The sequence below is a fragment of the Krasilnikovia sp. MM14-A1259 genome (assembly GCF_047159535.1).
Lineage (GTDB): Bacteria > Actinomycetota > Actinomycetes > Mycobacteriales > Micromonosporaceae > Actinoplanes.
This window is the reverse complement of the sequence record NZ_BAAGAJ010000002.1, coordinates 3,930,433-3,943,862: the sequence shown is the minus strand read 5'-3', so window position 1 is coordinate 3,943,862 and position 13,430 is coordinate 3,930,433. Positions and strand designations below refer to the sequence as shown.

Annotated in this window: 10 protein-coding genes and 1 pseudogene; 5 read left to right on the top strand and 6 right to left on the bottom strand. The window is 71.8% G+C overall.

What is annotated here, in order from left to right:
• Positions 1-15 precede the first annotated feature (15 nt).
• The 3 genes from ACMCNK_RS17670 (at position 16) to ACMCNK_RS17660 (ending at position 1,938) form a co-directional block, all read left to right on the top strand.
• The gene (locus tag ACMCNK_RS17670; protein ID WP_412740894.1) at positions 16-396 is read left to right on the top strand and encodes a DUF742 domain-containing protein; all 381 of its coding nucleotides are present in this window, start codon (positions 16-18) and stop codon (positions 394-396) included.
• A 1-nt stretch (position 397) separates the two neighbouring features.
• Positions 398-985, top strand: coding sequence for a GTP-binding protein (locus ACMCNK_RS17665; protein ID WP_130509238.1), 588 nt, complete (start codon positions 398-400; stop codon positions 983-985).
• Between the two features lie 83 nt (positions 986-1,068).
• The gene (locus ACMCNK_RS17660; RefSeq protein WP_412737507.1) at positions 1,069-1,938 is read left to right on the top strand and encodes an arylamine N-acetyltransferase family protein; all 870 of its coding nucleotides are present in this window, start codon (positions 1,069-1,071) and stop codon (positions 1,936-1,938) included.
• A 7-nt stretch (positions 1,939-1,945) separates the two neighbouring features.
• Here the strand turns inward: ACMCNK_RS17660 and ACMCNK_RS17655 are convergent.
• From ACMCNK_RS17655 to deoC, 5 genes and pseudogenes are all read right to left on the bottom strand, one after another.
• Positions 1,946-4,181 (bottom strand): annotated as a pseudogene (locus ACMCNK_RS17655) (transposase).
• 24 nt (positions 4,182-4,205) lie between these two features.
• Positions 4,206-5,213 carry a DNA primase gene (locus ACMCNK_RS17650; RefSeq protein ID WP_412737506.1) on the bottom strand — a complete coding sequence of 336 codons (1,008 nt, stop codon included), beginning with the start codon at positions 5,211-5,213 and terminating at the stop codon, positions 4,206-4,208.
• Between the two features lie 114 nt (positions 5,214-5,327).
• Positions 5,328-6,200, bottom strand: coding sequence for an aldehyde dehydrogenase family protein (locus ACMCNK_RS17645; RefSeq protein ID WP_412737505.1), 873 nt, complete (start codon positions 6,198-6,200; stop codon positions 5,328-5,330).
• Positions 6,193-7,626 (bottom strand): aldehyde dehydrogenase family protein, encoded by a 1,434-nt coding sequence (locus tag ACMCNK_RS17640; protein ID WP_412737504.1) that lies wholly within the window; start codon positions 7,624-7,626, stop codon positions 6,193-6,195. Before ACMCNK_RS17640 ends, ACMCNK_RS17645 begins: the two co-directional genes overlap by 8 nt.
• Positions 7,627-7,630: 4 nt before the next feature.
• Positions 7,631-8,602 (bottom strand): deoxyribose-phosphate aldolase, encoded by a 972-nt coding sequence (gene deoC / locus ACMCNK_RS17635; protein ID WP_412737503.1) that lies wholly within the window; start codon positions 8,600-8,602, stop codon positions 7,631-7,633.
• Positions 8,603-8,684: 82 nt separating this feature from the next.
• Here deoC and upp point away from each other — a divergent pair, with 82 nt between their 5' ends.
• Complete coding sequence (gene upp / locus ACMCNK_RS17630) at positions 8,685-9,317, top strand: uracil phosphoribosyltransferase (RefSeq protein WP_412737502.1); 633 nt, start codon at positions 8,685-8,687, stop codon at positions 9,315-9,317.
• 12 nt (positions 9,318-9,329) lie between these two features.
• On the opposite strand, the gene ACMCNK_RS17625 is transcribed toward upp, so the two are convergent.
• Entirely contained in the window at positions 9,330-9,818 is a 489-nt protein-coding gene (locus tag ACMCNK_RS17625) for an NUDIX hydrolase (RefSeq protein ID WP_412737501.1), read from the bottom strand.
• 92 nt (positions 9,819-9,910) lie between these two features.
• Here ACMCNK_RS17625 and ACMCNK_RS17620 point away from each other — a divergent pair, with 92 nt between their 5' ends.
• On the top strand, positions 9,911-13,429 hold the full coding sequence (locus tag ACMCNK_RS17620; RefSeq protein ID WP_412737500.1) for a CDP-glycerol glycerophosphotransferase family protein: 3,519 nt from the start codon (positions 9,911-9,913) through the stop codon (positions 13,427-13,429).
• Position 13,430: the final 1 nt, after the last annotated feature.

The window sequence follows — 13,430 nt, the reverse complement described above, 5'->3', positions numbered from 1 at the left end:
GGGTGAACGGTGACGATGCCCGAACGCGATGAGCCGACCGGCGCACTGGTCAGACCGTACGCCGTGACCCGTGGCCGAACCCGGCCGAAGCTTGAGATTGCGCTGGAAGCGCTGGTCGAAACAACCGTCCGTGGTCGTTCCGCCGGAACGGGCAGGGGCGGGCAGGGCAGCGAGCATCAGTACATCGCGGCGATGTGTGACGGCGGCAGGGTTCAGTCGCTGGCCGAGATCGCCGCGCGCATGCAGCTGCCGCTCGGTGTGGCTCGGGTACTCGTTGCGGACATGGCCTCCGATGGCCTGGTCGCGGTGTACGAGCCGACGTCGCTGGAGGATGAGACCGATGCGGTGGGCACGGAACTGCTGGAAAGGGTGCTGAGTGGACTTCGCAGGCTCTGACATGTCGCGCCGGCAAGCCGCCGGACGCGTTACGTCGGCGAAGATCGTCATCGCCGGCGGGTTTGGCGTCGGCAAGACGACGCTGGTGGGTTCGGTCTCAGAGATCACCCCGCTGACCACCGAGGCGATCATGACTTCCGCCGGTGTGGGTGTCGACGACAACCGGCAGGTGCCGGGGAAGACGACGACCACGGTGGCCATGGACTTCGGCCGGATCAGCATCGATCGCGATCTGATCCTGTACCTGTTCGGCACGCCGGGCCAGACGCGTTTCTGGTTCATGTGGGACGAACTGGTCCGCGGCGCCATCGGCGCGGTCGTCATGGTCGACACCCGTCGCCTCGCCGACTGCTTCGCGGCGATCGACTTCTTCGAGCACCGGCGGCTGCCGTACCTCGTGGCGATCAACTGCTTCGACGGGATGCAGTACCACAACGCCCAGGACGTGCGGGACGCGCTGGCGATCTCCAGCGAGGTCCCGGTCGTGAGCTGCGACGCCCGTAACCGTGAGTCGACCAAGAACGTGCTCATCTCGCTGGTCGAGTACGTCCTGACGATGCGCCGCTCACGCGCGGTCGCCCCGGCCTGACGTTCGCGAGGAAACCCCGCTCCGCGGCCGGAGCGGGGTTTCCTGCTGCTCTCGACCGTACGCATGTTCGATAGGGTGGGCGGATGCCTGATCCCATCGACGTCTCCGGCTATCTGCGGCGGCTGCGCCTTGCCCACCTGGCGGGGCACGACCCCAGCGTGGAGTCTCTGCACGCACTGCACCGGGCGCACGCCGAGCGGGTGCCGTACGAGTGCTTGGAGATCTGGCTCGGCCGACCCACCTCGATCGACCCGGCCGAGTCGGCTCTGCGCATCGTGCAGGGCCGTGGCGGCTACTGCTACCACCTCAACGGGGCCTTCTCCGCGCTGCTGGACGCCTTGGGCTACCGGGTGACCCGGCACGTCGGCGGGGTGCAGGGCACCGCGGAGGTTCCGGCCGGCGCCAGCGCGAACCATCTCGTTCTCACGGTGTCCGGCCTGCCGTCGCCCGCCGCCCCGGGCGGGCGGTGGCTCGTCGACCTCGGCATGGGCGACGGTCTGCACGAGCCCGTTCCGCTGACGGCGGGAGACCACCGGCAGGGGCCTTTCCGGTACGGGCTACGCCCGTCGGTGGCCGAGCCGGGCGGGTGGCGGTTCGACCACGACCCGCGCGGCTCGTTCCTGGGCATGGACTTCCGTGCGGCCGCCACCCCGATGGCGGCCTTCGCCGCGAAGCACGCACACCTGTCCACGTCACCGGAGTCCGGATTCGTCCGGGTGGCCACCGTCCAGCGGCGCGACTCGTCCGGGGCGGACGTGCTGCGGGGACTGGTGCTGACCCGGGTCGGGGATGCCGACACCCGGACCGTTCTGGATGACCCCGGCGACTATTTCGCCGCGCTGGCGGACGTCTTCGGGCTGACCCTGGACGACGTCACCCCGGCCGAGCGCGGCGCGCTGTGGCGACGCCTGAGCACCGCCCACGAGCGGTGGCTGAGCGAGCAGGAAGCCTGACGAGACGTCAGCTGCTGCGGTAACCGGCGTTGTTGCCGTACGCCTCGCTCTGGCCGTCGCGGGTGAAGTCCCATCCGCCCGCCGACTCGCGGCCCGGACGTCCGCCGATCGCGTACCCGCCGATCTCCTGGCCGCGACGCCAGCCGCGGAAGTAGCCGGTGGTGTGCGCGGCGATGCTGGCCGGGTCGCGCACGATGCGCAGTGGCCGCTCGTCGCGCAGCGGAGAGCCGGGGACCAGGTTCTTCTGCGGATCCCGCTTGGGCAGGCCGGCCGCCGTCATCGTCGCCACGGCGGGGCTGGCCGCCTTCTCGGCCGCCTGCCAGCCGGTGTCCGCCGGGTTGGTCCAGTCCAGGTCGGTGCTCGTGGCCTCACTGTGGCCGGTGAACCACGCGGACCGCGCAGCCGCGAAGATCAGCAGGTCGCCGTCGTTCTCCGCGGGCACGGGCGGGGTGGAGCTGCGGTCGAGCGCGGTGAGCGTGACGCCCGGGCTGGTCCGGCGCGACGGCCGTCCGTTACGGCCGATGCGCTCGGCCGTTTCGCCGTCCACCAGACGCAACGAGGGGGGCTCCGAGCCACCCGGCAGGTCGCCGAGGCCACCGTCGGTCCGGCCGAGCGCGGGCTCGACCAGGCGCAGCGCCGGTGGCTCCGCGGGCAGGTCGTCGGACTGCCACGGCGGGCGGACCCGGCCCTCGGCCGTCACGCCGGACGTCGGCGTGACGGCCGGGCGGTCGTCGCCGTTGACCAGCGGCCAGTTGGCCCGGGAGCCCGGGTCGGGACTCTCCGGCCGGGGCGCGGGCAGGGGCAGCGTGTAGTCCGTCGCGCCGTTCGCCGTGCCGTTGGTCGCGCCGTTCGTTGCGGCGGGGGCCGGTGGGCGGGTGGTGGCGCGCGGCGGGATCACCGTGCGCTGCCGCTCGGCGCGGGCGCTGCTGAGCGCAGCATTGGTCAGGGTCGGCCGGAACGGCTGGCCCGAATCGGCGGGCGCGACCGGGCCACGCGAGCCCGGCATGATCGGCGTCATCCCGGGCGGGGGCGGCGGCACGGAGACGGGCCGGTTGCCCGGGGTCCGGGACGGCAGGGAGGCGGCCGGGGCCGCCGGCGGCGGGGTGACCGGGCGGGGCGCCAGGGGCGGCGGAGCGATCGGGTCGGGGGCCACCGGCGGGGTGGTCAGCGGGCGCGGCGTGACCGGGGCGTTCTCGGCCGCCGGCTCGGGCCTGGTACGCCGGCCGACCCGCCCGGCCGCGGTGGGGCGCACCGACTGCAGCGGGGTGACGACCGGCTCGGCGGCCCGCCGAGCGGCGCGGCGCCCGGGCAGCGGGGGTGGCGGCCTGCGGGGTCACCCGGGCGGCCAGCGTGCCGACCAGGGACTCGCAGGCGGCGTCGCAGGAGCGGACCGCGCCGATGGCCTGGCGCACCGCGTCCGCGGCGGCCGGGGCGAGCGACTTGTTGACCCCACCGCGGCGCGGCGACTCGCTGATCGCCACGACCAGCGCGGTCACGGCCGCGGCGACCTGGTCCTCGGTGCCGGCGCCGGCCCGGATCAGCTCCGCGGCGACGGCCTCGGCGGTGTGCTCCGCGTCGGTGCCCGCGGTCAGACGTCCCGGCTCGGGCAGCGCGTCCAGGACGGCCAGGGCGAGCGGGTGCGCGGGGTCGGGATATGCCCGCAGCGCGGCCGGGTACAGCTCGCGCAGCACCTCGCGCAGCGCGACGGCGGCCGCGTGGCGGCCGTTGAGCAGCGCGACGTGCGCGGCCAGTACGGGCTTGTAGCTGACCAGTTCGCGGGGGGCGGGCAGGTTGACCGCGGCGATCGCGCCGGCCTGCAACGCCCGGGCCAGGCCCACGGCCCGGCGGGCGGCCTGCGGCGCGGCGAGCTCCTCTGGGGAGTCGTCGTCGGAGAACCGGTCCGCGTAGTCGTCGGCGGAGTCGTCGTCGGCCACGACCAGCGGGCGCCCGGCAGCGGTGAGCAGCGAGGTGATCATGTGGTCGTCGCTGTCGGCAGCGACCGCGGCGTCGGCGAAGCCGCTGGTCCGCTCCACGAGCAGCGCACCGAGCCGGGCATACCCGGTCGGGTCGTCGCTGAGCTCGCGCACTTCGAGCAGTCGCCCCGCGTCGTCGACTACGGCGATGGTCAGCTGCGCCACGGCGGAGGCCGAACGCACCGATTCATCAGCCGACGCCAGACCGCAGTACACGCGCACGAGCGCCACGGCGTCGTCCTCCTCCCCGGGACTGCTGTCGTGTGCCAAGGACTGATGGTCCCTGGTGAGGGGTCACTCGCGCCAGTCCACGGCGGCAGAGATCTTGCCTATTATCGAGCGCCAACCGAGGCTTGCCTGCTGTGCCCCGATTTTCCGGAGCTTCCGACGCCCGAAATACCCGCCCATACCGCCGCTTTCGGCCTTGCGCAGGGACTCGTCCAGGTCGTCGAGCGGCGAACCCGGCGACAGTGCCAGGATCACCGGCTTGAGCCGGAGCGCGTACCCCAGATCCCGGGCGGCCTCGCCCGCGGCGATCAGCAGCGGCAGGTCCCAGGTGTCGTGACCGCCACGCAGGTTCTCGACGACGAGGTCCAGCTCGTAGCGGTCCTCCGGCAGCGGGTCGACGTCGGACGACTGTACCCGCTCGGCGACCGTCGTCCAGGTGTCCACCTGGGCAAGATCATGGGGTGCACCCGAACGGATGAAGGACACCAGGGACTCTGGGCTCTTGAACAGCAGCAGCCGGCCCTTGTGGCTGAGGAAGACGGGCACTTCCTCGTCGGCCGCCTTGTCCGCCGCCTCGTCCGCGTCGTCGGCGAAGTCGGCCGGATCGGGCTCCTCGGCCTCCTCCTCGTCCCCCGCCTTCGCGTCCTTCGCGTCGCCCTCGGCGAGCAGGGCCGCGAACTCCTCGTCGACGATGACCTCTTCGTCCTCGGTGGCGGCAGCCTCGGCCGCCCGGCGGCGCTCCTCGAACGGGTCGTCGTCGTCCGTGGCCAGCTCGGTCGGCGTGATGCCACCCGCCGTCCGGAACGCCCGCAACGTGTAGCCGACGCCGGCCGGTAGGGCGATCTCCACCGGGGACAGCTGCGTCTCGTCCCACAGCGCGCGATCCGCGGTGCCGGCCGTGGCGGCCGGGGACTCGCCGGTGTCGTCGGTGTCGTCGGCGGACGACTCGTCGGTGGGCTCGTCGGCGGGCGCGGAGCTGTCGGCGGCCGACTCGTCGACGGGCTCGGTGCCGTCGGCGGGCTGGTCGCCCAGGGGCTCATCGGCCTCGGGCCGGTTCGGCGACTGGCGGGCCACGGTGACCTCCGGGATCAGGTTTCGGCTGAGCGGGCACGTCTAGCAGCGGGTGACTCTGCGCACACACCCTAGTGGGCGTCCCTGGGCGCGCGTGGTGGTCCCCCGCCCGCCGGGTCAGAAGCCCTTCGGGTGCCAGACCGTCTTCGTCTCCAGCAGCGCGGTCATGGCCTCGATCCCGGGGTCTCCGGTGAAGTCGGTCGGGTCCGCCGGCGGGCGCACGACCCGCTTGAGGTTCTCCGCGGCCGCGCGCTCCAGGTCGGCGGCGAGCGCCGGATCGGAAACCCCGGTCAGGACCAGCGCATTGACGTCGTCGTGGGAGGCGAGCCACGGCGCGGTCTCGGCCGGGTGACCGGTGAGGACGTTCACCACGCCGCCGGGCAGGTCCGACGTGGCCAGCACCTCGGCGAGCGTGATGGCGACCTGCGGGCCGGGGGCCAGCACGACCGTCGAGTTGCCCGTGACGATCGCCGGGGCGACGACGCTGACGAGCCCGAGCAGCGAGGCCGGGGCGACGATGCCGACCACGCCCGTGGGCTCCGGCGCGGACAGGTTGAAGTACGGCCCGGCCACCGGGTTGGCGCCGCCCACCACCTGGGCGATCTTGTCGGACCAGCCCGCATACCAGACCAGGCGGTCGATCGCGGCGTCCACCTCGGTGGCGGAGACGCCCAGGGAGACGAACTCGGTCCGACGGCCCTCCAGCATCTCCGCGGCGCGGTAGAGGATCTGCCCCCGGTTGTACGCGGTCGCCGCCGCCCACTTCGGCTGGGCCGCGCGCGCCGCAACCACCGCGTCGCGAACGTCCTTGCGGGAGGCGAGGGCCACGTTGTCGCCGTCCACCAGATACGTCCGTCCTGACTCGCTGCGCGGGAATGCGCCACCGACGTAGAGCTTGTAGGTCTTGCGGACGGTGAGCCGCGTACGCGTCGCGGGCGCGGCGGTCTCGGTGTCGGAGTGCTTGTGCTTGGTGGCCGATGACTTAGCCAAGGTACGCCTCCAGGCCGTGCCGGCCGCCCTCCCGGCCGTAGCCGGATTCCTTGTAGCCGCCGAACGGCGACGTCGGATCGAACTTGTTGAACGTGTTGGCCCACACCACGCCGGCGCGCAGCTTGTCGGCGACGGCGAGGATGCGCGAGCCCTTCTCGGTCCACACCCCGGCGGACAGCCCGAACGGCGTGTTGTTCGCCTTCTCGATGGCCTCCGCGGGGGTACGGAAGGTGAGCACGGACAGCACCGGGCCGAAGATCTCCTCCCGGGCGATCCGGTGCGCCTGGGTCACCCCGGTGAAGATGGTGGGGGCGAACCAGTAGCCGTGCTCCGGCAGCTCGCAGGCGGGGGACCAGCGCTGTGCCCCTTCTGCGTCGCCCACCTCGGACAGCGCGCGGATGCGCTCCAGCTGGGCCGCGGAGTTGATGGCGCCGATGTCGGTGTTCTTGTCGAGCGGGTCGCCCACGCGCAGGGTCGCCATGCGGCGCTTGAGGGCGGTCAGCACCTCGTCGTACACGGACTCCTGGACCAGCAGCCGCGACCCGGCGCAGCAGACGTGGCCCTGGTTGAAGAAGATGCCGTTGACGATGCCCTCGACGGCCTGGTCGATCGGGGCGTCGTCGAAGACGATGTTGGCCGCCTTGCCGCCCAGCTCCAGCGTGAGCCGCTTGCGGGTGCCCGCGACCGCGCGGGCGATCTGGCGGCCGACCTCGGTGGAGCCGGTGAACGCCACCTTGTCCACGCCCGGGTGCTCGACCAGCAGCCGGCCGGTGTCGCCCGCGCCGGTGAGGATGTTCACCACGCCCGGGGGAAGCTCGGCCTGGCGGCAGACGTCCGCGAAGAACAGCGCGGACAGCGGGGTGGTCTCGGCGGGCTTGAGCACCACGGTGTTGCCGCAGGCCAGGGCGGGCGCGATCTTCCACGCGAGCATGAGCAGCGGAAAGTTCCACGGGATGACCTGGGCGGCGACCCCGAGCGGGCGGGGGTCGGGGCCCAGGCCTGCATGGCGCAGCTTGTCGGCCCAGCCCGCGTAGTAGAAGAAGTGCGCGGCGACCAGCGGCAGGTCGACGTCGCGGGACTCGCGGATCGGCTTGCCGTTGTCCAGCGACTCCAGCACCGCGAGCTCGCGCGAGCGCTCCTGGATTATGCGGGCGATCCGGAACAGGTACTTGGCGCGCTCCGCGCCGGGCAGCGCCGACCAGGGGCCGAACGCGCGGCGGGCGGCGGCGACGGCCCGGTCGACGTCCTGCGGGCCGGCGCTGGACACCTCGGCCAGCACCTCCTCGGAGGCCGGGTTGACCGTCTTGAAGACGCCGCCGTCGGCGGACGGCGGGTCGAAGGAGCCGTCGATGAACAGGCCGTAGGAGGGCGCGAGGTCGACGATCGACCGGGACTCGGGCGCCGGAGCGTACTCGAAAAGGGTCATGGGCTCAGTCCAGCGTGAAGTAGTCCGGGCCGGCGTAGTGGCCGGAGGTGAGCTTGGTGCGCTGCATCAGCAGATCGTTGAGCAGCGAGGAGGCGCCGAAGCGGAACCAGTCCGGGTCGAGCCAGTCGGTGCCCGCGGTTTCGTTGACCATGACCAGGTACTTGATCGCGTCCTTGGTGGTCTTGATGCCGCCGGCCGGTTTCACACCGACCTGGCGGCCGGTCTGCTCGCGGAAGTCGCGGACCGCCTCCAGCATGATCAGGGTGACCGGCAGGGTGGCCGCGACCGGCACCTTGCCCGTGGAGGTCTTGATGAAGTCCGCCCCGGCGTGCATCGCGAGCCAGGACGCCCGCCGGACGTTGTCGTACGTCCCCAGTTCGCCGGTCTCCAGGATGACCTTGAGGTGGGCGGGGCCGCACGCCTGCTTGACAGCGACGATCTCCGCGAACACGTCGTCGTAGTGGCCCGCCAGGAACGCGCCCCGGCTGATCACCATGTCGATCTCGTCGGCACCGGCCTCGACCGCGTCGCGGGTGTCGGCGAGCTTGACCTCCAGCGGGGCCTGGCCGGACGGGAACGCGGTGGCCACGCTGGCCAGGTGCACGCCGGAGCCGGCCAGCACCTCGGCGGCGAACGGCACCATCGCCGGGTAGACGCAGACCGCGGCGACCTGGGGGCAGGTCGGGTCCGCCGGGTCGGGGCGCAGCGCCTTGGCGGACAGTGCGCGCACCTTGCCCGGGGTGTCGGCACCCTCCAGGGTCGTCAGGTCGACCATCCGGATCGCCAGATCGATGGCCTGGGCCTTGGCCGTGGTCTTGATCGACCGGGTGCTCAGGGTCGCGGCACGCGCCTCGAGCCCGACCTTGTCGACGCCCGGCAGGCCGTGCAGGAACGACCTGAGATTGAACGCCGGTGCCGTCGGGGTCGCCGCGGGACCGGAAACGCCGGGCAGCCCCGACGTCACTGTCGCAGTCATGCGGTCAGTCTACGCGTGGGTCCGACAATGGATCTTGGGATGCCGTCGCGTGCTGCCTGACCTTTGCCGATAGGTTGACCGCGTGGACGTACTCGTTGTTGATCATCCTCTGGCCCAGTCCCGCCTGACCGCCATGCGCGACGCGGCAACCGACTCGGGCGCCTTCCGCGCCGCGCTGCGCGAACTCGCCAGCATGCTGGTCTACGAGGCCGCCCGCACGTTCGAGATCGAGCGGTTCCCCGTGACCACCCCGGTCGCCCCGGCGCTGGGCACCCGGCTCGCCAACCCGCCGCTGATCGTGCCGGTGCTGCGGGCCGGGCTGGGCATGACCGAGGCGGCGCTGGGCCTGCTGCCCGGGTCGCACATGGGCTTCGTCGGGCTGGCCCGCGACGAGCACACGTTCGAGCCGCGGGCGTACATGGAGTCGCTGCCGGGCGACCTCAGCGGCCTGCCGGTCCTGGTGCTGGACCCGATGGTGGCGACCGGCGGCTCGCTGGTGCACTGCTGTCAGCTGCTGGTCGACCGCGGCTGCACCGACATCACGATCTGCTGCGTGCTGGCCGCCCCCGAGGGCATCGCCCGGCTGGAAAGCTCGGGGCTGCCGTTGCGGGTCGTCACCGCGGCCGTGGACGAGGGGCTGAACGAGAAGATGTTCATCGTGCCCGGCCTGGGCGACGCGGGCGACCGCCAGTTCGGCGGCATGCCCCGCTTCTGAGGACGGCCGCCCTCAGATCTCGCTGTACGACCAGGACACCGCCCGGCCGTCGCGGAACGGCATGACCCCGTGGAACGGGCGCGGCTCGGCCGCGAACACCAGCGGCAGGAAGTGCCGGTCGGATTCCCACATGGGCACCCGGCCGGCCAGCATGTCGGCGACCGCCACCCAGTGCAGGCTGCCTTCGGGGTTGGCAGTCAGCGGGGTGCCGGTCCAGGCGGGTATGCGGAACAGGAAGCCGAACCAGTTCTGCCCCGCGCGGCCGAAGCCCGGCCAGGAGATCGTGCCGGCGAAGTCCAGCCGGAGGCAGTCGAGCCCCGCCTCCTCGCGGATCTCCCGGCGCATCCCGCCGGTCACGTCCTCGTCCGGCTCCAGCTTGCCGCCCAGGCCGTTGTGGTAGCCGAAGTGGATGTCGTCCGGGCGGGCGTCCCGGCGGATCATGAGCACGTGACGGCGGTCGGCGGAGAGTACGTAGCCCAGCGTGGCGAGAACGGCCTGCACCCCCCGAGCCTAGGGTGCCGTACCGGCGAACATGCACACGGTTTCGCCTACTCCGTGGGGATCATGACGGTGACCGTCATACACTTCGCGGCGTGCCGGACCAGAACCCCTCACTGAGCGTCGTCGTACCCGTCTACAACGTTGCCCTTTATCTTGATGAATGTCTCGATTCGATCGCCATGCAGTATTACCGCGATCTTGAGGTGATCATGGTCGACGACGGGTCGACCGACGAGAGCGGTGAGATCGCGGCGCGATGGGCGGACCGGGACCCCCGGTTCCGCCTGGTGACGAAGGCGAACGCGGGCCTCGGCGCGGCCCGCAACACCGGTGCCGAGCACGCCGTCGGCGAGTTCCTGATGTTCGTCGACAGCGACGACGTCCTGCCGCTGTACGCGACCGAGGTGCTGATGGCCTCGCTCGCCGAGACGGGTTCCGACTTCGCCACCGGCAACGTCATGCGGCTGACCAGCCGCGGCGTGCACCAGTCCGGCCTGCACACGACCGCGTTCGCCACCACCGCGCTGAAGACCCACGTACACAAGCGGCCCGCCCTGCTGGACGACCGGACCGCCTGGAACAAGATCTTCCGGCGCACCTTCTGGGACAAGCACAAGCTGAGCTTTCCCGAGGGCGTCCTGTACGAGGACACCCCGGTCATCGTGCCCGCGCACATCCTGGCCAAGTCGGTCGACGTCGTCGACGTGGCGGTCTACTACTGGCGCGAGCGGGAGGGCGCGAACAAGTCGATCACGCAGCGTCGCGATGAGGTCAAGGGCTTCATCGACCGGATCGCGGGCGTCTCGCACGTCAGCAAGTTCCTGGCCGAGCACGGCGAGCACAAGATCAAGAAGCTGTACGACGCGTCCGCCCTCACCGGCGATCTGATGCTGTTCATGCGGGAACTGCCGAAGGTCGACGACGCCTACCGGCAGATCTTCATCGAGAAGTGCAACGCGTTCCTCAACACGGTCGACACCGAGGTCCTCGACGAGCTGCCCGCCGGCCAGCGAGTGCTGTGGATGCTGGTCCGCAAACACAAGATCGACGAGCTGGTGGAGATCGTGCCGACCATCCGGTCGCGGCACCGCATCGTGCGGCGCGGCCTGCGCCGGTACCACGACCTCATGTTCCTCGACGACAATCTGCCCGAGCTGCCGCGGGTACTGTTCGCCGCGGGCACCCCGCGCCCGCGTACGAGGCTGCACGAGGCCACCTGGCACGACGGAAAGCTGCGGCTGCGCGGCCACGCGTTCATCCCCGGGCAGCCCGCGGCCCGCCCGTGGACCACCACGCGGATGATCTGGCTCAAGGGGCCGGGCGGGCACCAGAGCCGCCGAATCCCGCTGGTCAACCGCCGGTGCCCGGACGCCACCGCGGACTTCGGTGCCCCGGGGGTCTCGTACGACTGGTCCGGCTTCACCGCGGAGATCGACCCGGCGCTGTTGCGCGGCGCGGACGGCGAGTGGCGCGACGGCACGTGGTCGCTGGTCATGGGCGTGGTCGGCCTCGGCCAGAAGAGCCAGGGCTCGTTCGAGCTGGGCCAGCGAGCCAACCCGGTCCGGTTCACCAGCTCGTACGTCGACAAGGACGTCCGGATCACCCCGATGGTCATCGACCGCCGGGTGAAGCTGCAGGTCGAGCACATCGGTGCCTGGCTGGAGGGCGGCGTCCTCGCGGACGGCGCAATCGAGATCCGCGGCGAGCTGACCGGCCGTGGCCCCCACCCGGTGACCGCCCGGCTGTCGCGCATCTCCGGGGTCGCCTGGCGCAGCTACCCGGTGCACATCACCGGGGACCGGTTCACGTTCCGTATCCCGGTGGAGGACCTGCAGGACGGCGATACCGCGGACCGGCCGCTGCTGGTCGGCGAGTCGGGTGACCGCTGGACCGTCGAGCTGGCGCCGGGCGACGAACACACCCGCCCCATCCGGCTCGCGGTGCGCGACGACTTCGCCTGGGCGCCGATGTTCCTCGGTGCGCGGGTGGTCAACCTGCACGCGGACAACGCCGGGCACCCGGTGCTCAGCGCGCTGCCGTACGGGCCGCAGATCACCTCGATCACCACCGGCGCGCAGACCTACCGGGTGACCGGCACGCTGCCGCCCGGCAGCGGCACGGCCGGGGAGTGGGCCGACCTCAAGCTGGTCCTGCGTACGGCGTCGGCGCGCGAGACCCGGTCCTGGCCGGTCGAGATCACGGGCGACACGTGGCAGGCCGAGTTCGACCCGCTGCACGTCCCCCGGTTCGGCGAGACCGTACGGCTGCGCGCCGGTACGTGGAACCTGCTGTGCCGCGTCGGCAACGGCCCGATCCTGCAGCTGCCGTTGAGCGCGGCGGCCCTGGTCCCGCTGCCCCTGCCCCTGCCGTCCGACCCGCGGCGGGTGACGCTGGAATGGCTCGGCGACGAACGTGCCGTCGTACGCGCCCGCAGCGCGCTGGCGGACAACGAACGCGGCAAGCACTGGGGTGCGCACAGCCGGGAGACCCTGTACCCGGCGTACCGGAAGCAGCCGCTTCGGGACGCGGTGCTCTACAACAGCTTCACCGGCCGGCAGTACTCGGACAGCCCCCGGGCCGTACACGAGGAACTGGTCGCCCGCGGCCTGCCGCTGGAGCACGCGTGGGTGGTCGGCGACGGCCAGGCGGCGGTCCCGGCGGGCGCGCGTGAGATCGGGCTGTGGCGCCGGGAGTGGTACGAAGCGCTCGCCACCTCCCGCTACATCGTCACCAATCAGCACCTGCCGCACTGGTTCCGCCGCCGCGAGGGCCAGGTCGTGGTGCAGACGTGGCACGGCACCCCGCTGAAGCGGATCGGCTTCGACATCGAGGACCCGCAGTTCGCGGACCCGCTGTACTTCGACAAGCTGGAGGAGGAGGCGCGCAACTGGAGCCACCTGGTCTCGCCCAACCGGTTCAGCACGCCGATCCTGCAGCGCGCCTTCAAGTTCCCCGGCCAGATGCTGGAGATCGGGTACCCGCGCAACGACATCCTGTTCGCCGACCGGTCGAAGGTGGGCCCCGCGATCCGGGAGCGGATCGGGCTGCCGCCCGGCAAGAAGGTCGTGCTGTACGCGCCGACCTGGCGCGACGACGAGTTCTACGACGCCGGTGGGTACCGGATCACGATGCAGCTCGACCTGGAGGCCGCACAGGCGAAGCTCGGCGAGGACCACGTGCTGCTGGTCCGACGGCACCCGAACATCGTCGACGAGATCCGCGGGGCGGGCAACGGGTTCGTCTGGGACCTGTCGACCTACCCGGACATGGCCGATCTGCTCGCGATCACGGACGTGCTGATCACGGACTACTCGTCGGTGATGTTCGACTTCGCGAACACCGGCCGCCCGATGCTGTTCTTCACGTACGACCTGGCGCACTACCGCGACCAGCTCCGCGGCTTCTACTTCGACTTCGAGGCCGAAGCCCCCGGGCCGCTGCTCAGCACGTCGGACGAGGTGGTCGCGGCGATTCGCGACGTGGACACGGTGAGTGCCGAGTACGCCGACCGGTACAAGGCGTTCGCGGCCCGGGCCTGCGACCTGGACGACGGCTCCGCCGCCACGCGGCTGGTCGACCAGATGCTCCAGGCGGGCGGTAGTGGATCTTGAG